Genomic DNA, 18,402 nt, shown 5'->3' on the forward strand with positions numbered 1-18,402 from the left:
TTGTCCGTGCCGCTTTATCTCGATTTAATAGGCGGCGGATCGCTTTCAACAGACCATAGCGCCGGCGGAAAGGGGAGTCATGGCCGAAACCGACGAAGAGCTTCTGCACGAGATCGAGGCGCTGGGGGGCAAGCTGGCCCAGGCGCGGCGCAGTATCGGCAAGCGGATCATCGGCCAGCAGGAGGTCGTCGACCTGACGCTGACGGCCCTGCTTTGCGGGGGGCACGCGTTGCTCGTGGGGCTGCCGGGGCTGGGCAAGACACGGCTGGTGGACGCGCTCTCGACGGTCATGGGGCTTGCCGGAAACCGCATCCAGTTCACGCCGGACCTGATGCCGGCGGACATCCTCGGCTCCGAGGTGCTGGAGACCGCCGCCGATGGCAGCCGCGCCTTCCGCTTCATCGAGGGGCCGATCTTCTGCCAGTTGCTGATGGCCGACGAGATCAACCGCGCAAGCCCCCGCACGCAGTCGGCGCTGTTGCAGGCGATGCAGGAAAAGGCGGTGACCGTGGCCGGCGAGGAGCGGGCGCTCGACAAGCCTTTCCACGTGCTCGCCACGCAGAATCCCATCGAGCAGGAAGGCACCTACCCGCTGCCCGAAGCCCAGCTTGACAGGTTCCTCGTGCGGGTCGACGTGGCCTATCCCGACCGCGACACGGAACGCGAGATCCTGCTGACCACCACCGGGACCGACGACGCCGAGTCGGAGGCCGTCTTCACCGCTGCCGAGCTGATCGCCGCGCAATCCGTTGTCCGCCGCATGCCGGTGGGCGAGGGGATCGTGGAATTGATCCTCGACCTGGTGCGCGCCTGCCGCCCCGACGAGCCCGAAGCCACCGAGGCCGTGCGCGACCAGGTGAGCTGGGGACCGGGCCCGCGTGCCGCGCAGGCGCTGATGCTGACGGTGCGCGCCCGCGCGCTGCTGGACGGGCGCCTGGCGCCGACACCCGAGGACGTGTTCGCGATGGCGCGGCCGGTGATGATCCACCGCATGGCGCTGTCCTTTGCCGCGCGCGCCCGCGGCGAGGATCTCGGCACGCTCATCGACGAGGTCGCCCGGCAGATCACTCGCATCGAGGAGGCCGCTTGACCGACCCGCACGCCCTTCCTGCCGCGCGCCTGCGCCACCGGGCCGAGGGCGTTTCAGCCGGCCTGCCGCCGCTGCTGGCCGCGGCCGAGCACCTGGCCGCGACGGTTATCCTGGGCGAGCATGGCCGCCGCCGCGCCGGCCTCGGGGACGAGTTCTGGCAGTACCGGGCCGCCCATCCGGGCGACGCGTGGCGCGACATCGACTGGCGCCGGTCGGGCCGGTCGGACGTGGCCTTCGTGCGGGAAAAGGAATGGCAGGCGGCGCAGAGCGTCCTCTTCTGGATCGACACCGCCCGCGCGATGGCCTTTTCCGGGTCCGACGACCGGCCCAGCAAGGGCGACCGTGCCAAGCTGCTCGGCCTGGCCGGGGCGATCCTGCTGAACCGCGGCGGCGAGCGCGTCGGGCTGATGCAGGATCCCGAGCCGCCCCGCCACGGCGAGGCGCAACTTCTGCGGATCGCGGCCGAGCTCGACGAGGAGGATGCCGCCGATTACGGCGTCCCGGTCGAGCGCCCGATGCCGACCGGCGCGCGTGCCGTGCTGATCTCGGATTTCCTCGGCGACTGGTCGCGTGTCGAGACGGTGCTTTCCCATGCCGCGGATCGCGGGGTGAAGGGGGTGTTGCTGCAGGTGCTCGACCCGCAGGAAGAGGCCTTCCCCTTCGACGGGCGCACCATCTTCGAAAGCATGAGCGGCGCCGTCAGTTTCGAGACCCTGAAGGCCGGCGAGCTGAAACCGCGCTATCTTGAACGGCTGGCGGCGCGCAAGGCACGGCTGGCCGATGTCGCGGCGCGCACCGGCTGGCAGTACAGCTGCCATCATACCGGCGAGTCCGCGCAGTCGGCGCTGCTCTGGCTCTACCGGGCGCTGGAAGGGGGGCGCTGATGTGGTCGATCGGCCCGCTTGCCTTTACCACGCCCTGGCTCCTGCTGGGGCTGGTGGCGCTGCCCGCGCTCTGGTGGCTGCTGCGCGCCGTGCCGCCCGCGCCGATCCGGCGGCGGTTCCCGGCGGTCACGCTGCTGCTCGGGCTTCGTGACGAAGAGACCGAGAGCGACCGCACGCCCTGGTGGCTGCTTTTGCTGCGCTGCCTGGCCGTTGCCGCGCTGATCGTCGGCTTTGCCGGGCCGGTCCTGAACCCGCGCGACGCGCGCGAGGGGGCCGGTCCGCTCCTGATCCTGATGGATGGCAGCTGGGCCTCCGCCCAGGGCTGGGGGCTGCGCCGGGACAAGGCGGCCGAGCTGCTCGACGTCGCGCGCCAGGCGGGGCGGCCTGTCGCCGTGGCGGCCCTGACGGACCTGTCGGCGGGCGGGCCGGAATTCCAGTCGGCCGAGGCCTGGGCGGAACGTTTGCCGAGCCTCGCCCCGGCGGCCTGGATGCCGGATGACGCGGCCGCGGTCGACTGGGTGCGCGGGGCCGCGCGGGATTTCGACACCTACTGGATGTCCGACGGGCTGGCCCGGGCGGGGCGGGCCGATCTCCTGGCCGCGCTCGAAAGCCGCGGGACCGTCACGGCGTTCGAATCCGGCGCGGGGCGGCTTGCGCTGCGTCCGCCGGCCTTCGAGGACGGCGCCATCAGGCTCGACGCCATGCGGGCGGGCGCTGCCGTCGCGCGCGAGATCACCCTGCGGGCCATCGGCCCGGACCCGGCCGGGATCGAACGGGTGCTGGCCGAGCTGCCGCTCAGCTTCGAAGGCGACGGCACCCGCGCCGAGGGCGCGCTGTCGGTGCCGGCCGAGCTGCGCAACCGCATCCGGCGATTCGAGATCGCCGGAACGCGGTCGGCCGGCGCGGTGAGCCTGACCGACGACGCGCTGAAGCGGCGGCAGGTCGCGCTCTTCGCCGCGCGCGAGGACCGCGAGGGCACCGAGCTGCTGTCGCCGCTGCATTACCTGCGCCAGGCGCTCGAGCCGACCGCGGACCTGATCGAGGGCACGCTGGACGATATCCTGCTGGCCGATCCCGACGTGATCGCCCTGGCCGACGTGGCGCAGCTGACGCCGCTCGAATCCGACGAGATCGAGGCCTGGGTCGAGGAGGGCGGCCTGCTGCTGCGCTTCGCCGGTCCGCGGCTGGCGGCCAGCGACGTGGCGCGCGACGAGGAGCCGGCGCTGATGCCCGTGCGCCTGCGGGCCGGCGGGCGCAGCGTCGGCGGCGCCATGAGCTGGGGCGCGCCGAAGGAATTGCGCCCCTTCCCCGAGGACTCGCCCTTTCACGGCCTCGCCATCCCGGAGGACGTCACCGTCACCAGCCAGGTGGTGGCCCAGCCCGATCCGGCGCTCGCCGACCGGGTGATCGCGGCGCTTGCCGACGGCACGCCGCTGGTGACCCGCAAGGCGCTGGGCCAGGGGCAGGTCGTGCTGTTCCATGTCACCGCCAACGCCGAATGGTCGAGCCTGCCGCTCTCGGGGTTGTTCGTGCAGATGCTCGACCGTCTCGCGGTCTCGACCCGCCCGGTCCAGCCCACCGCCGCGGAACTCGAGGGAACGACCTGGGAAGCCGTCCGCGTCCTCGATGGCTTCGGGGTGGAACGTGACGCGGGTGCACTGGCTGGCGTGGACGGCACGGCACTGGCCGAGGGCATTGCCGGCCCGGCGTTGCGGCCGGGGCTCTATGCCGACGGCGAACGGCGCGTGGCGCTCAACGTGATCGGGCCCGAAGACGAGATCGCGGCGACGGAGTGGCCCGCCTCGGTGCCCGTCGAGGGGCTCGGCGTGACGCGCCAGACCGGGCTCAAGGGGGCCTTGCTGGCGGCGGCGCTGCTGGCGCTCATGGCCGATGTCGTCGCCACGCTCTGGCTGGCGGGCCGGCTGACCGGGCCCAGGCAGGGGGCGGCAGCGCTCTTGGCGCTGGTGCTGCTGGCGCCCGGCGGGGCAGAGGCACAGCAACCCGGGGGCGCGGGCGAGGCCCGTGCGATCGAGGCCACCACCGAAACCGTGCTGGCCTATGTCGTGACCGGCGATGCCGCGCTCGACCGGATCTCCGCGGCGGGGCTCCGGGGGCTGTCCCTGACGCTGGCGCGGCGCACCTCGGTCGAACCGGAAGAGCCGATCGGCGTCGATCTCGAGACCGACGAGCTGGCCTTTTACCCGCTGCTCTACTGGCCGGTTACCGAGACCCAGCCGCGCCCCTCGCCCGAGGCCTATGCCGAGCTGAACCAGTACCTGCGGACCGGCGGCATGATCCTCTTCGACACGCGGGACGCCGATATCGGCCGGTTCGGCACCGGCACGCCCAACGGGCGCAAGCTGCAGCAACTGGCCGCGCCCCTGGACGTGCCGCCGCTGGAACCCGTGCCCGAGGATCACGTGCTGACGCGGACCTTCTACCTTCTGCAGGATTTCCCGGGTCGCCACGACAGCCGCGACGTCTGGGTCGAGGCGGCGCCGCCGGATGCCGAGCAGATCGAGGGCATGCCGTTCCGCGATCTCAACGATGGCGTAACCCCGGTGGTGATCGGCGGCAACGACTGGGCAGCGGCCTGGGCGGTGGGCCAGAACGGGCAGTACCTGTTTCCCGTCGGCCGCGGCTATGGCGGCGAGCGGCAGCGGGAATACGCGCTGCGTTTCGGGATCAACCTGGTGATGCATGTGCTGACCGGGAACTACAAGTCCGACCAGGTGCACGTGCCTGCGCTGCTGGACAGGCTGGGGCAATGACATGAGCCGCGAGATCGTCTTCGACCCGCTCCTGGCCCTGCCGGTTCTTGCCGTTCTCGCGGCGCTGGCCTGCGTCGTGCTCGGCTTCGCCTTGTGGCGGCGCCTGGCCGGCTGGTGGCTCCGGGGGCTGGGCGCGCTCGCCGTGCTGGCGGCGCTTGCCAACCCGTCGCTCCAGGAAGAGGCGCGCGACCCGCTGACCGACATCGTGCTGGCCGTGGTGGACCGGACGGCCTCGCAGGGCATTTCGGACCGGGCCGCGCAGACCGATGCGGCGCTGGCCGAGCTGGAGCGCCGGATCGCCGCGCGCGCGAACACGGAGCTGCGCATCGCCCGTGTCGCCGACGCGCCCGAGGGCAGCGAGCGTGGCACGCTGCTGATGACAGCGCTGTCCGAGGCGCTGGCCGAGGCCCCGCGCGGGCGCATCGCCGGGGCGGTGCTGATCACCGACGGGCAGCTGCACGATCTCGACATGGCGCCCGAGATGCCGGCGCCGGTGCACGCGCTGCTGACCGGGCGCGAGGGCGACTGGGACCGGCGTCTGCAGGTGCGCAACGCGCCGGCCTTCGCGATCATCGGCGAGCCGGTCACGCTGCGGCTGCGGATCGAGAACCAGGGCGACGTGCCGGCCGATGCCGAGGGCATGGTCGAGCTCTTCGTCACCATCGACGGCGGCGAGCCCCAGAGCTTCAGCGTGCCCGTCGGCCGTGACATGGAGGTGCCGATCCGGCTGCCGCATGGCGGGATGAACGTCATCCAGTTCGAGGTGCCGGCTGCCGAGGGCGAGCTGACCGACCGCAACAACGCCGCGGTGATCTCCATCAACGGCGTGCGCGACCGGCTGCGCGTGTTGCTGGTGTCGGGCGAGCCGCATGCGGGCGAACGAACCTGGCGCAACCTGCTGAAATCCGACAGCTCGGTCGACCTGGTGCATTTCACCATCCTGCGTCCGCCCACCAAGCAGGATGGCGTGCCGGTCAGCGAGCTGAGCCTCATCGCTTTCCCGACGCGCGAGCTTTTCCTCGAGAAGATCGACGAGTTCGACCTGATCGTCTTCGATCGCTATCGCCAGCGCGGGATCCTGCCGCCCATCTACCTCGACAATGTCCGCCGCTACGTCGAGGACGGCGGCGCCGTGCTGCTGGCGGCCGGTCCGGAATTCGCCGGGGCCGAAAGCCTCTGGCGCTCGCCGCTGGCCGAGGTCCTGCCCGGCATGCCCACCGCCCGCGTCGTCGAGCGGGGCTATACCCCCGAGGTCTCGGAGCTCGGCGCGCGTCACCCGGTGACCGCCGGGCTCGAGGATTTCGCGCCGCGCCCCGCGGCCGAGGACGGCACCCCCGGCTGGGGGCGCTGGTTCCGCCAGATCGACGTGACCGCCGAGACGGGCGACACGGTCATGCGCGGCGCGGACGCGCGCCCGCTCCTGGTGCTCGACCGCGTCGAGGCGGGGCGCGTGGCGCTGCTGGCCTCCGACCATGCCTGGCTCTGGCATCGCGGCTACGAGGGTGGCGGGCCGCAGCTCGAACTGCTGCGCCGGCTGGCGCACTGGATGATGAAGGAGCCCGAGCTCGAGGAAGAGGCGCTGCGCGCCGAGGCACAGGGGCAGACCATCAACATCACGCGCCGGTCGCTGGCCGAGGGCGCGCGCAGCGTCACCGTGACGACGCCCGCCGGCGAGGAGGTCGCCGTCGAGCTGACCGAAACCGCCCCGGGCCGCTTCACCGCCAGCTACGAGGGACCCGAGACCGGTCTCTACCGGCTGGCCGACGCCGAGAAGGACGCGGTGATCGCGCTTGGCCCCGCCGCGCCGCGCGAATACGCGGAGACCATCGCCACCGGCGACAAGCTCGCCCCGGTGGTGGAGCGCCAGCGCGGCGGCATCCTGCGGCTGGAGGACGGTTTTCCGGGGATCCGGGACGTCCGCGCGGGGCGGGTCGCGGCCGGGCGTGGCTGGGTCGGGCTGACCCCGCGCGAGGCCTATCTCACGACGGATATCCGCATCCGGCCGCTGTTGCCGGCGGTGCTGTTCCTGCTGCTCGCGGCCGCGCTCAGTCTCGGGGCCTGGCTGCGCGAGGGGCGCTAGCGGCGGCGGTCAGGTCGTATCGCCCAGAAGGATCGTGCGCGACCGCGACCGGAACTCGCGGCGGTAAAGCACGAGAAACGCCGCGAGCGTGGCCAGGATGAGCGGGATCGCCCCGAGCAGCCAGGCCAGCGCGGCCAGCGCGAAATAGACCGATCGCAGACCGCGGTTGAAGCTGCGCGACGCGGTGATGTTCAGCTCGGCCGCCTGCGCGGCACGGGGCGCGGCCTGCGGATCGTCGGGCTCGTTCGGGATCGAGGCCATGACGACCGCGCAATAGCCGAAGAGCCGGTGCGACCAGACGAATTTCAGGAAGGCGGACGCCACCAGCAGCAGCGCGAGCAGGATCTTGATTTCCCAGACGACCTCCGGCGCGCTGTCGAGCGTCAGGTCCCGGGCCACGCCGCGAAGCCGCTCGGTATTGCCGAGCAGCGCGAGGCCGCCGCCGATCGCGATCATGCAGGCGGAGGCGAAGAAGGTCGTGCCCTGCCGGAGCGTGGACAGGATGTTGGCGTCGAAGATCCGCGGCTGACGGGTGAGGAATTCGCGCATCCAGTCCCGCCGGTAGCGCCGCATCAGCGCCGAGGTCGAGGGGCGGGTCTGCGACTCGCGCTCGATCATCAGCCCGATCCCGAGCCATGCGGCGAACAACAGCCCGACGGCGATGCCGTCGAGCACCGAGAAAAGCGTGAGGCGCGCGAGAAGATCCATGCCGTTACGGTATATGCCGGAGATTTTCCTTGCATAGGTCAAAATTGGTAATATGATTTTACCAAATACGAAGGAAACGCGCCCATGGAGATGCCCGCCCCCGACGCCGCGATCCTGTCGCGGAAGGACAAGATCATCGCCCGGCTGGCCAAGGAGCTGCCGGCCGACGCGCTGATCCACGATCCCGCGGAAACGCGCGCCTATGAATGCGACGCGCTCACCGCCTATCGCTGCCCGCCCCTGGCGGTGGTGCTGCCGGCCTCCACCGGGGAGGTGTCGGCGGTGCTGCGCATCTGCCACGAGGAACGCGTGCCGGTCGTCCCGCGCGGCGCCGGCACCTCGCTGGCCGGGGGCGCGCTGCCGACGGCCGACAGCGTGATCCTGGGCGTGGCCCGCATGAACGACGTGCTCGAGACCGACTACGCGAACCGGTTCATCCGTGTCCAGACCGGGCGCACCAATCTTTCGGTCACCGGCGCCGTGGAGGAAGAGGGCTTCTTCTATGCCCCGGATCCGTCGAGCCAGCTGGCCTGCGCGATCGCCGGCAACATCGCGATGAACTCGGGCGGGGCGCATTGCCTGAAATACGGCGTGACGACGAACAACCTGCTCGGCGCGACGGTGGTGCTGATGGACGGCAGCGTGGTCGAGCTTGGCGGCGCGCATCTCGATTCCGGCGGGCTGGATCTCCTGGGCGTGATCTGCGGGTCCGAGGGGCAGCTCGGCGTCGTGACCGAGGCGACGCTGCGCATCCTGCGCCAGCCCGAGGGCGCGCGCCCGCTGCTGATGGGCTTTTCCTCGAACGAGGTGGCGGGCGCCTGCGTCAGCGACATCATCAAGGCCGGGGTGCTGCCCGTGGCGATCGAGTTCATGGACCGGCCCTGCATTCGCGCCTGCGAGGATTTCGCCCATGCCGGGTATCCGGACGTCGAGGCGCTGCTGATCGTCGAGGTCGAGGGCTCGGCGGCCGAGATCGACGAACAGCTCGGGCTGATCAAGCAGATCGCCGCGACCCATAATCCCGACGAACTCCGCGAGAGCGGCTCTGCGGAGGAATCCGCGCTGATCTGGAAGGGCCGGAAATCGGCCTTCGGCGCGATGGGGCAGATCAACGACTATATCTGTCTCGACGGCACGATCCCGGTCTCGGAACTTCCGCGGGTGCTGAAGGGGATCGGCGATCTCTCGAAGGCATACGGGCTTGGCGTGGCGAATGTCTTCCACGCCGGGGACGGCAACATGCATCCCCTGATCCTGTTCGACGCGAACGCGCCGGGCGAGCTGGAAAAGGCCGAGGCGCTGGGCGCCGACATCCTGACGCTCTGCGTCGAGGCGGGCGGCTGCCTGACCGGCGAACATGGCGTCGGGGTGGAAAAGCGCGACCTGATGGCGGCGCAGTACGCGCCCGAGGACATGGAGGCGCAGATGCGGGTGAAGGACGTGTTCGACCCGGACTGGCTGCTGAACCCCGCCAAGGTCTTCCCGCTGGAGACCAGCGCCAGCCGTCGCCCTGCCATGGCCGCCGAATGACCGGGGGCGCTGCCCCCGGACCCCCGGGATACTTGGACCACTTGGAATGATGACACCGGAAACAGAAGAGGCGCTGGCCGAGGCCGTGCGCGCGGCGCGCGACCCGTTCCGCATCCAGGGCGGGGGCACGCGTCCGGTCGGGCGCCCGGTGACCGGCGCGGCGCTCAGCACGGCGGGGCTGAGCGGCGTGCGGCTTTACGAGCCGGGCGCGCTGACCATGGTGGCCGGCGCGGGCACGCCGCTGGCCGAGATCGAGGCGGCGCTGGCCGCCGAGGGTCAGCGCCTGGCCTTCGAGCCGATGGACCATCGCGGCCTGCTGGGCACGGAGGGCACGCCCACCATCGGCGGCGCCGCGGCGGCCAATGTTTCGGGCCCGCGGCGCATCTCGGTCGGGGCCTGCCGGGATTTCCTGCTCGGCCTGCGCTTCGTCGACGGCACCGGGGCGGTGGTCAAGAATGGCGGGCGGGTGATGAAGAACGTCACCGGCTACGACCTGGTGAAGCTCATGGCCGGGAGCCACGGCACGCTGGGCGTGTTGACGGAGGTCTCCTTCAAGGTGCTGCCGGCGCCGGCGGCCGCGGCGACGCTGACGATCCGCGGCCTGTCGGACGCGGCGGCGGTGGCCGTTCTTGCCCGCGCGTTGGGGTCGCCCTTCGAGGTGACGGGTGCGGCGCACAGGCCCCTGGGCGCGGCGGGCGCGCCGGAGACGCTGATCCGGATCGAGGGCTTCGAAAGCTCTGTGGCCTATCGCGCGAGGCGCCTGTCGGCGTTGCTCGGCGATGCGGGCGCGGTCGCGGTGGAAACCGATCCCGACCGGGTGGCGGAGGCCTGGACCGGGGTGCGCGACGTGGCCGATTTCCACGGGCGCGCGGGCGATGTCTGGCGGCTGTCGGTGAAGCCGGGCGACGCGCCCGCGCTGGCCGAACGGCTCGGGGCGGCGGCGCTGCTCTACGACTGGGGCGGCGGGCTCGTCTGGGCGCTGATGCCCGAGGGCACCGATGCGCGCGCGGCGCTCGGGACCTATGCGGGCCACGCCACGCTCGTCCGGGCGTCGGCGGAGACGCGGGCGCGGATCCCGCCCTTCCAGCCCGAGGTTCCGGCGCTGGCGCGGATCAGCGCGGGGCTCCGGGCCAAGTTCGACCCGAAGGGCCTGTTCAATCCCGGCCTGACGGGCTGAGGCGGAGGCGAGATGCAGACGAACTTTACCCCCGAACAGCTGGCGGATGCCGCCACCGCGCGGTCCAACGAGATCCTGCGGGCCTGCGTGCATTGCGGGTTCTGCACGGCGACCTGCCCGACCTACCAGGTGCTGGGCGACGAACTCGACAGCCCGCGCGGGCGGATCTACCTGATCAAGGACATGCTCGAGAAGGGGCGGCCCGCTGACGAGAAGACGGTCAAGCATATCGATCGCTGTCTCAGCTGCCTGGCCTGCATGACCACCTGCCCGTCGGGCGTCCATTACATGCACCTGGTCGATCATGCCCGGGAATACATAGAACAGACCTACAGGCGCCCCTGGCGCGAACGCGCGCTGCGCTGGATGCTGGCCCGCATCCTGCCCCATCCGACCCGGTTCCGCCTCGCGCTGCTGGGCGCGAAGATCGGGCGGCCCTTCGCCTTCCTGATGCCGGATGCACGGCTGAAGGCGATGCTGGAAATGGCCCCGAAAACGATCCCGCCGGTCAGCCGCAACGACGATCCGCAGGTCTTCCCCGCCGAAGGCCCGCGCAAGAAGCGCGTGGCGCTGATGACGGGCTGCGCGCAGCGCGCGCTCAACACCGATATCAACGACGCGACGATCCGGCTGCTGACCCGGCTGGGCTGCGAGGTCGTGGTGGCCGAAGGGCAGGGCTGCTGCGGCGCGCTGACCCACCACATGGGAAAGACCGGCGAGAGCCATGCGAGCGCGGCGCGGAACATCCGCGCCTGGAACCGCGAGATGCAGGGCGAGGGGCTCGACGCGGTGGTGATCAACACCAGCGGCTGCGGCACCACCGTCAAGGATTACGGGCACATGTTCCGCGATGAGGCCCTGGCCGCGGAGGCGCGGGCGGTATCGGAGATCGCGATGGACGTGACCGAACTGCTGGCGACCCTCGATCTGCCGGCGGAGGGCGCGTCCCCGATGCGCGTGGCCTATCACGCGGCCTGTTCGCTCCAGCACGGCCAGAAAATCACCGCCGCGCCGAAGACCCTTCTGAAAGCCGCCGGGTTCGAGGTGGTGGAACCGGCGGACAGCCATCTTTGCTGCGGCAGCGCGGGCACCTACAACCTGATGCAGCCCGAGATCTCCAAGCAGCTCAAGGCCCGCAAGGTGCGGACGCTGGAGGCGAAGGCCCCCGAGGTCATCGCCGCGGGCAATATCGGCTGCATGATGCAGATCGGCGGCGGCACCGCGATCCCCGTGGTGCACACGGTCGAATTGCTGGACTGGGCCACGGGCGGGCCGCGCCCGCCGGCGCTCGGCTGATCCAAGCTTTCCGCTTGGTCGCCATAATGTCGCCAAACCGCGGGGCTATCCCGGCCAGCACCCAATAGCCGGTGAAGAGGTCCGAGGAATGCGCCTTATCGCGCTGCTTATCGTTTCGATCTGGGTTTATGTCGCCGTCGGCCCGGTCAACAGCACCGACGCCGCCAGCCTGACGACCCTCGATACCGCGGACCGGAGCCGCGGCTGGGAGGGCGTGGGCCGCGTGAACCTTGACGGGGCGGGGTTCTGCACCGGAACGCTGATTTCGCCCGAGCTGGTGCTGACCGCGGCGCATTGCATGTATGACAGGCAGTCCGGGGACCGGATCGCGGACAGCCGGGTCGCGTTCCTGGCCGGATGGCGGAACGGCGAGGCCGCCGCCCAGCGGCGGGCGCGCCAGGTCGTGATCCATCCCGACTACGTCTATGCCGGCCATAACCGGATCGATCGGGCCGCCCGGGATCTCGCCGTCATCCAGCTCGACCGCCCGATCGCCGCGGAGGGCGTGCCGCCCTTCAGCGCCGGGCGCGCGCCGGAGATCGGCGACAGCGTCGAGCTGGTCTCCTATGCCATGAACCGCGACAACGCGCTGTCGCTCGAGAAGCAGTGCCATGTTCTGGGCAAGGATCCGGGCGTCCTGGTCCTGTCCTGCGACGTCGATTTCGGCTCTTCGGGCGCGCCGGTCTTCATCGAGACCGACGGCATGCCGCGGATCGTGTCGGTCGTCTCGGCCAAGGCCCGGTGGCGCGAGCGCAAGGTGGCGCTGGGCACGGCGCTGCCGGAGCCGCTCCAGGAGGTGCTGCGCGCGCTCGAGACGAAGGCGACCCGGCCGCAGAACGTGCGCCCCGTCTCCGGCACCGCGCAGGAGCCCTGAGACCTCTTGAAAGCCGCGCCGCGCGCGCCCAAATCAGCCTCGTCCGGACGCCGGAAACCGGGTCCGGGCGGCTGATTGGCCCTGCCTTCGGGAGGGTCGCATCGACAGACATCGCTCAAAGGAGGATGACGTTATGCGTACATTCGATCTGTCCCCGCTCTACCGGTCCACCGTCGGGTTCGACCAGTTCGCTGATCTGCTGGACCGCGTGCTTTCCCAGGATATCGGCCAGACCGGCTATCCGCCCTTCAACATCGAGAAAACCGCCGATGACGCCTACCGCATTTCCGTGGCGGTGGCCGGGTTCTCGGATGACGACCTTTCGGTCGAGGTTCGCGAGAACGCGCTGATCGTGTCGGCCCGCAAGGCCGAGACCGAGCAAGACCGCGACCGCACCTTCCTGCATCGCGGGATCGCGACGCGGGCCTTCGAGAAGCGGTTCCAGCTGGCCGACCACGTCAGGGTGACCGGTGCCGTCCATGAAAACGGCATGCTGCACATCGATCTGCAGCGCGAGGTGCCCGAGGCGCTGAAGCCGCGCCGGATCCAGATCGCCAGCGGCGACGGGGTGTCGGCCGGAGCGCTGGAACAGGACAAGGCCGAGGCCTGAAAAACGGCGAAAGCGCGCGGGGGGACCCGCGCGCCCTGACGCCCGGGGCTCCCGCAGTGCTGCGGGAGCCTTCGCGTTTCCGGCTCAGTCGATCTTGCCGATCGAGAAGAACATCGTCTCGCCGGAATGATCGTCCACGCCGTCGTTGTCGGTCGAGACCCAGGCGGTTCCGTCGGCCTGGATGGCCAGGCCTTCGACCTTGTCGAGCACGTAGCCGCCCGTCGCGGTGAGTTCGGGGATCAGGTCGCGGACCTCTTCCTTGGTCACCACCGGCAGCGTGCCGCCGAGCGGCGCGGGCTGCATCTGGTCCAGCGAGACGCGGAAGATCTTCTTGGTCACCGCGGCATCGGCATGCTGGTTGTCCCGCTCGATGACGTAGACGTGATCGCCATGGGCGGTAATCTCCGACAGGCCCACCCAGCCGGTCGCCGGCTCGGCCTTGGGATAATGCACCGCGCCCCATTCGCCGGTCTCGAGGTTGTAGGAGACCAGCTTGACGTGGTTCTTCGGATCATCGTCCCATTCACGCTGGATCGCGATCCAGAGCGTGTCGCCGAGCCTTGTGATGCCTTCGGACGCGTGCCGGCGTTCGACGGCCATCAACTCCTTGGGGAAGGGGATGACCTCGGCGATCTCGCCATCGGCCGCGACGTGGTAGATCGCATGCAGGATGCCGCGGCCCGGCCGACCTTCGGAGACCACGTAGAAGCCGCCCTCGCCGTCGAGCGTGATGCCTTCCATGTCCATCAGCTGCGCCGGGCGGCCGGCGCGCGTCACCGGAATGGCGTCCACGATCCGGGCCGGGGTCTGGCCGGGGTCGATGTGGAAGATCGTCGGCTGGAAGGCGTAGAAGCTGTCGTTCACCGCGTAGATCGTGCCGTCCTCGGCCGCGACCATGCCGGAATTCGCACCCCAGCCGATCAGCCTGTCGGCGCCTTCCGAGGTCAGGTGCGGATAGACCGCGGGCGCGTCCTGGTATTCGAAGATCATCACATGGGCGCGCGCCGCGCCGTCCTCGAGGCCGTCATACTCGTTCGCCGTGGCGAGGAGGCCGCGCTCGGGAATGGCCACCGCGCCTTCGGGCGAGATGCCCGAGGGCAGCAACTGGGTCAGGACCGGGTTGGCGGGATCGGTCACGTCGTAGACGCCGATGATCGAGGACCGCTCGGCGAGAAGGAAGACATAGGGCGTGCCGTTGAAGACCGCGAATTCCATGCCCTCGGGTTCGACACCCTTCGAGTCCGACCGCTTGTCCGGGTAATGGCCGATCTGGACGATGGCATGCTCGAAGCTGGTGCCGCTTTCCCAGACGACCGTGCCGTCCTTGTGGAAGATGGTCATGCCGCGCGCGCCGCCGTCCATGTCGCCCTCGTTGGCGATGGCGAAATGGTCGTCGTCGATCCACTGCAGCCCGTCAGGCTCGCGCAGGCGGTTCTTCTGGCTGGCGGTGAAGGTCAGCGCGGCGCGCTCGTCCTCGACGTCGATGTTGTCGAGATCCACGCCGCCGGCCGAGAAATGCGACACGATCGAGCCGTCGCGTGCGACGACGGCGATGTGGTTGTTCTCCTGCAGCGTCACCGCGGTCTCGCCCAGCCCGTTGATGTCGGCGAATTCCGGCTCGGGGTCTTCCGGGGCGACATCGGCCAGGCCGGTCAGGTCGGCCCGGGTCAGGCTGGTGCAGTCGAGCGTACCGTCGGTCACGTCGATCATCACCAGGTTTCCGGCGGGCATCTGGGGCACGCGGCCGTCGCCGGCGTCTTCGTCACGCTCGTTCTCGATGGCGATCGAGATGAAGGAGCCGTCCGGCGCAGCGGCGGTCGAATCGGGCTGGCCGCCCAGGTCGCAGCGCGCCAGCTCGGTCATGGAGGGCACGTCGATGGCCTTCACCATGCCCGATGGCTGGGTGTAGCTTTCCGAGGTGTTGATGCCCACGAAGGCGGTGGTGCCGATGATCGAGACCGCGGTCGGCTCGCCGTCCATTTCCATCACGCCGAGAGGCTTGGGGTTGGCCGGGTCGGTGATGTCGATCGCTCCGATCACGCCGCCGGGGCTGTCGGAGTAGACCAGCGTCATCCCGTCGGCCGTGACCGAGATGATCTCGGGCGCGGTTTCGTCCGGCGCGGCGCCGGACCAGTTGGATGCGACCGGGAAGGACGCGATGCGGTTGAAATTCATCTCGGCCGCGGCGGGAAGCGCCGCAACCAGTGCCAGCGCCGAGCTGGCAGTCAGAAGCTTCGGGGACATGGTGCACTCCGGTTATGGGTGTCTGCGATCCCGGAGTGACGTCAATCCATGACATGCGCGTGACGGATGTCTAGCGGTTCTGTAAAATGCGCCGCCGGGCCCGGTGCGGTCACCGGGCCCGGCGGGCATGCGTGTTTGCAACGGCTTCAGATGCTCATGCAGAGATATTTCATCTCGGTGAACTCGTCGATGCCGTGGCGCGAGCCCTCGCGGCCCAGCCCGGACTGCTTGACCCCGCCGAAGGGCGCCACCTCGGTCGAGATCAGGCCGGTGTTGATGCCGACCATGCCGTATTCCAGCGCCTCGGCGACCCGCCAGACGCGGCCGAGATCGCTGGCGTAGAAATAGGAGGCCAGGCCGAAGATCGTGTCGTTGGCCTTGGCGATCACGTCCTCCTCGTTCTCGAAGCGGAAGAGCGGTGCGACGGGGCCGAAGGTTTCCTCGGTGCTGACCTTCATGTCCTGGGTCACGCCCGTCAGAACGGTCGGTTCGAAGAAGGTGCCGCCCTTCTCGTGGCGCTTGCCGCCGGCGACGATCTTGGCGCCCTTGGAAAGCGCGTCGGCGATGTGCTCCTCGACCTTCTTGACGGCATCCTCGGTGATCAGCGGCCCGGCGGTGGTGCCGTCCTCGAACCCGTCGCCCACCTGCATCCTGCGCGTGGCCGCGGCGAGTTTCTCGGCGAAGGCGTCGTAGACGCCGGCCTGCACGTAGATGCGGTTGGCGCAGACGCAGGTCTGGCCGTTATTGCGGTACTTGGAGATCATCGCGCCCTCGACCGCGGCGTCGAGATCGGCGTCGTCGAAGACGATGAAGGGCGCGTTGCCGCCGAGCTCCATCGAGGCCTTCTTGATCTGGTCGGCCGACTGGCGCATCAGGATGCGGCCCACCTCGGTCGAGCCGGTGAAGGTGATCTTCGCGATGATCGGGTTCTCGCAGAATTCCTTGCCGATGGCGGAGGCCCTGGACGAGGTCACGACGGACAGCACCCCCCTGGGCACGCCGGCGCGCTCGGCGAGGACCGCCATGGCGAGCGCCGAAAGCGGCGTTTCCGAGGCGGGTCGCGCGACGAAGGCGCAGCCGGCGGCCAGCGCGGGCGCCACCTTGCGCGCGATCATCGCGTTGGGGAAGTTCCACGGCGTGATCGAGGCCGCGACGCCCACGGGTTGCTTAAGCACCACGATGCGCTTGTCGGGCTGGTGGCCGGGGATCGTCTCGCCGTAGACGCGCTTGGCTTCCTCGCCGAACCACTCGATGAAGGAGGCGCCGTAGAGGATCTCGCCCTTGGCCTCGGCCAGGGGCTTGCCCATCTCGGCGGTCAGGATCACGGCAAGATCGTCGGCGTTCTCGACCATGAGATCGTACCACTTGCGCAGGATCGCCGCGCGCTCCTTGCCGGTCTTGGCGGCCCAGGCCTTCTGTGCATCGCGCGCGGCCTCGATGGCGCGGCGGACCTCGGCCACGCCGAGATCGGCGACCGGCGTCAGCACGTCGCCGCGGGCGGGATTGGTCACGTCGAAGGTGGCGCCGTCCCCGGCATCGATCCACGCGCCCGCGACATAGGCCTGTGCGCGCAGCAGATCGGGGTCCTTCAGCATGGAAATCAGGTCTGTCGTGTCGCGCATGGCTCGGTCTCCGCTATCTGGAATGGCTGGGGAATGGGTGCCACAGCCCCTTGCCATCCGCAAGATGCCCGCGCGCCGCGTCAGTGCCCCGTCGCGGGGATCACGTCGTCGTCTTCCAGGTAGCCGCCCATCTCGATCGAGATCAGGTGCAGGTCGACCCGGCCGGGATTCTCGATCCAGTGCCGGGCGCCGACCGCGAGATCGAGGGTATCGCCCTCGAGCAGGTCGCGCGGTTCGTCGTCGACGCTGGCGCGCGCCGCGCCCTGCAGCACGACCCAGTGCTCGACACGGTGGAAATGCGCCTCCGTCTCGGTGCGGGCGCCGGGACGGATCACGCGGTGGCGCACGAGGCAGCGCGGATGGTGGCTGGCGACATGCTCGCCGCCCCAGCGCGTGGGGCGCCAGCGCGCCTTGAGGCTGTCGAGCAGGCTTGCCGGAACCGGAACTGTCTGTGTCATCGGGCCTCCCCCTTGGAATGGGGGCAAGGCTAGGGAAAAGGCGGTTAACGTGCGCTTAAGGGCCTCCGAAACGCGCCTGCCAGGTCGGATGCGTGTCGCCGGGCGCCGGTTGCGCCGCGTGGACGCCGCGCGCGATGGCCCGCGCCAGGCAGAGCGCCGCCGCGTGTCCCAGGCGCAGCGGGTCCCAGGTCGGGTCCGGCAAGGGCCGCGCGCCCGTGGCGGCGGCGAAGACCAGGTCGCCGTCGAAGGGCGTGTGGCTCGGGACGATGGCGCGGGCCATGCCGTCATGGGCGGCGGTGGCCAGCCGCGTCGCCTCGGCCTGGGTCAGCCGGGCGTCGGTCGCCACGATCGCTATGGTGGTGTTGCCGCCGGTATCGACCTGGGCGGCCGGGTCCGGCTCGTGGCCCGGCTGCCAGTCGGCGGCCATGCCGAGCCCGCCGAACTCGTCATCCATCTCGTAGGGCGCCGCCCAGAAATTTGGCCGGCCCTGCTGGATCACCGACCCGAGGGCATTGACCGCGACCAGCGCGCCCACGGTAATCCCGTTCTCCATCACCACCGAGGCCGATCCGAGTCCGCCTTTCAGGTCCTGCGTCGTCGCCCCGCAGCCCGCCCCCGTGCTGCCGAGCGCGAACGCGGCGCCCGCGGCATCGAGCGCCGCCCGCCCGAGCGGCTTGTAAGGGTTGTCGGCCCAGGCCTTGTCGCCCCCGTTCAACAGGTCGAACAGGATCGCGCCGGGCACGATCGGCACCCGCGCATCGCCCACGGCGAAGCCGCGGCCCATGGCGCGCAGCCCGTCGGCCACGCCCGAGGCCGCGTCGAGCCCGAAGGCCGACCCGCCCGACAGCACCAGCGCGTCTACCTCCTGCACCAGCCGGTCCGGGGCCAGCAGGTCGGTCTCGCGCGTGCCGGGGGCCCCGCCCATGACGTGGACGGCAGCGGTGAAGGGCGCATCGCCAAGCAGAACGCTCACGCCCGATTTCAGCCGGTCGTCGGACGCGTTGCCGACCTTCAGGCCCGGCACGTCGGTGATCAGGTTGCGTTTGCCCGGTTTCATC

The 18,402-nt window shown here is 70.3% G+C and carries 14 protein-coding genes; 9 read left to right on the top strand and 5 right to left on the bottom strand.

What is annotated here, in order from left to right; all coding sequences use genetic code 11:
- Positions 1-79 precede the first annotated feature (79 nt).
- From ACQ5SP_RS00840 to ACQ5SP_RS00855, 4 genes are read left to right on the top strand one after another with little or no spacing between them, the layout of a single operon-like run.
- A complete protein-coding gene (locus ACQ5SP_RS00840) occupies positions 80-1,090 on the top strand; it encodes an AAA family ATPase (protein WP_430935445.1) in 1,011 nt (336 codons plus the stop codon).
- Complete coding sequence (locus ACQ5SP_RS00845; RefSeq protein WP_430935447.1) at positions 1,087-1,974, top strand: DUF58 domain-containing protein; 888 nt, start codon at positions 1,087-1,089, stop codon at positions 1,972-1,974. The genes ACQ5SP_RS00840 and ACQ5SP_RS00845 overlap by 4 nt, the downstream gene beginning before the upstream one ends.
- On the top strand, positions 1,974-4,745 hold the full coding sequence (locus tag ACQ5SP_RS00850; protein ID WP_430935449.1) for a DUF4159 domain-containing protein: 2,772 nt from the start codon (positions 1,974-1,976) through the stop codon (positions 4,743-4,745). Before ACQ5SP_RS00845 ends, ACQ5SP_RS00850 begins: the two co-directional genes overlap by 1 nt.
- Before the next feature lies 1 nt (position 4,746).
- Positions 4,747-6,825, top strand: coding sequence for a hypothetical protein (locus ACQ5SP_RS00855; RefSeq protein ID WP_430935451.1), 2,079 nt, complete (start codon positions 4,747-4,749; stop codon positions 6,823-6,825).
- A 9-nt stretch (positions 6,826-6,834) separates the two neighbouring features.
- Here the strand turns inward: ACQ5SP_RS00855 and ACQ5SP_RS00860 are convergent, their stop codons facing one another.
- Positions 6,835-7,533: a DUF599 domain-containing protein gene (locus tag ACQ5SP_RS00860; protein ID WP_430935453.1), complete on the bottom strand. Its 699-nt coding sequence runs from the start codon at positions 7,531-7,533 to the stop codon at positions 6,835-6,837.
- 84 nt (positions 7,534-7,617) lie between these two features.
- Between ACQ5SP_RS00860 and ACQ5SP_RS00865 the strand changes: the two genes are divergently transcribed.
- The 5 genes from ACQ5SP_RS00865 (at position 7,618) to ACQ5SP_RS00885 (ending at position 13,020) form a co-directional block, all read left to right on the top strand.
- Positions 7,618-9,063 (top strand): FAD-linked oxidase C-terminal domain-containing protein, encoded by a 1,446-nt coding sequence (locus ACQ5SP_RS00865; RefSeq protein WP_430935455.1) that lies wholly within the window; start codon positions 7,618-7,620, stop codon positions 9,061-9,063.
- 49 nt (positions 9,064-9,112) lie between these two features.
- Positions 9,113-10,240, top strand: a complete 1,128-nt coding sequence (locus ACQ5SP_RS00870) for an FAD-binding protein (RefSeq protein ID WP_430936251.1) — start codon at positions 9,113-9,115, stop codon at positions 10,238-10,240.
- Positions 10,241-10,252: 12 nt separating this feature from the next.
- Positions 10,253-11,536 (top strand): glycolate oxidase subunit GlcF, encoded by a 1,284-nt coding sequence (gene glcF / locus ACQ5SP_RS00875; RefSeq protein WP_430935457.1) that lies wholly within the window; start codon positions 10,253-10,255, stop codon positions 11,534-11,536.
- A gap of 88 nt (positions 11,537-11,624) precedes the next feature.
- Positions 11,625-12,410, top strand: a complete 786-nt coding sequence (locus tag ACQ5SP_RS00880; RefSeq protein ID WP_430935459.1) for a trypsin-like serine peptidase — start codon at positions 11,625-11,627, stop codon at positions 12,408-12,410.
- A gap of 133 nt (positions 12,411-12,543) precedes the next feature.
- Positions 12,544-13,020, top strand: coding sequence for an Hsp20 family protein (locus ACQ5SP_RS00885; protein WP_430935461.1), 477 nt, complete (start codon positions 12,544-12,546; stop codon positions 13,018-13,020).
- Positions 13,021-13,104: 84 nt separating this feature from the next.
- On the opposite strand, the gene ACQ5SP_RS00890 is transcribed toward ACQ5SP_RS00885, so the two are convergent.
- From ACQ5SP_RS00890 to ACQ5SP_RS00905, 4 genes are all read right to left on the bottom strand, one after another.
- Positions 13,105-15,264 (bottom strand): esterase-like activity of phytase family protein, encoded by a 2,160-nt coding sequence (locus ACQ5SP_RS00890; RefSeq protein WP_430935463.1) that lies wholly within the window; start codon positions 15,262-15,264, stop codon positions 13,105-13,107.
- A gap of 146 nt (positions 15,265-15,410) precedes the next feature.
- Positions 15,411-16,886 carry an NAD-dependent succinate-semialdehyde dehydrogenase gene (locus ACQ5SP_RS00895; RefSeq protein ID WP_430935465.1) on the bottom strand — a complete coding sequence of 492 codons (1,476 nt, stop codon included), beginning with the start codon at positions 16,884-16,886 and terminating at the stop codon, positions 15,411-15,413.
- An 80-nt stretch (positions 16,887-16,966) separates the two neighbouring features.
- Positions 16,967-17,344, bottom strand: coding sequence for a phosphomannose isomerase type II C-terminal cupin domain (locus ACQ5SP_RS00900; protein ID WP_430935467.1), 378 nt, complete (start codon positions 17,342-17,344; stop codon positions 16,967-16,969).
- 55 nt (positions 17,345-17,399) lie between these two features.
- Positions 17,400-18,401, bottom strand: coding sequence for a P1 family peptidase (locus tag ACQ5SP_RS00905; RefSeq protein ID WP_430935469.1), 1,002 nt, complete (start codon positions 18,399-18,401; stop codon positions 17,400-17,402).
- Position 18,402: the final 1 nt, after the last annotated feature.

The sequence above is a fragment of the Rhodovulum sp. YNF3179 genome (genome assembly GCF_050586465.1).
GTDB lineage: Bacteria > Pseudomonadota > Alphaproteobacteria > Rhodobacterales > Rhodobacteraceae > CAJXYS01.

Coding starts and splice junctions, on each gene's coding strand:
- ACQ5SP_RS00840 (WP_430935445.1), top strand. CDS start 80: ATGGCCGAAACCGACGAAGAGCTTCTGCACGAGATCGAGGCGCTGGGG.
- ACQ5SP_RS00850 (WP_430935449.1), top strand. CDS start 1,974: ATGTGGTCGATCGGCCCGCTTGCCTTTACCACGCCCTGGCTCCTGCTG.
- ACQ5SP_RS00855 (WP_430935451.1), top strand. CDS start 4,747: ATGAGCCGCGAGATCGTCTTCGACCCGCTCCTGGCCCTGCCGGTTCTT.
- ACQ5SP_RS00860 (WP_430935453.1), bottom strand. CDS start 7,533: ATGGATCTTCTCGCGCGCCTCACGCTTTTCTCGGTGCTCGACGGCATC.
- ACQ5SP_RS00865 (WP_430935455.1), top strand. CDS start 7,618: ATGGAGATGCCCGCCCCCGACGCCGCGATCCTGTCGCGGAAGGACAAG.
- ACQ5SP_RS00870 (WP_430936251.1), top strand. CDS start 9,113: ATGACACCGGAAACAGAAGAGGCGCTGGCCGAGGCCGTGCGCGCGGCG.
- glcF (WP_430935457.1), top strand. CDS start 10,253: ATGCAGACGAACTTTACCCCCGAACAGCTGGCGGATGCCGCCACCGCG.
- ACQ5SP_RS00880 (WP_430935459.1), top strand. CDS start 11,625: ATGCGCCTTATCGCGCTGCTTATCGTTTCGATCTGGGTTTATGTCGCC.
- ACQ5SP_RS00885 (WP_430935461.1), top strand. CDS start 12,544: ATGCGTACATTCGATCTGTCCCCGCTCTACCGGTCCACCGTCGGGTTC.
- ACQ5SP_RS00890 (WP_430935463.1), bottom strand. CDS start 15,264: ATGTCCCCGAAGCTTCTGACTGCCAGCTCGGCGCTGGCACTGGTTGCG.
- ACQ5SP_RS00895 (WP_430935465.1), bottom strand. CDS start 16,886: ATGCGCGACACGACAGACCTGATTTCCATGCTGAAGGACCCCGATCTG.
- ACQ5SP_RS00900 (WP_430935467.1), bottom strand. CDS start 17,344: ATGACACAGACAGTTCCGGTTCCGGCAAGCCTGCTCGACAGCCTCAAG.
- ACQ5SP_RS00905 (WP_430935469.1), bottom strand. CDS start 18,401: ATGAAACCGGGCAAACGCAACCTGATCACCGACGTGCCGGGCCTGAAG.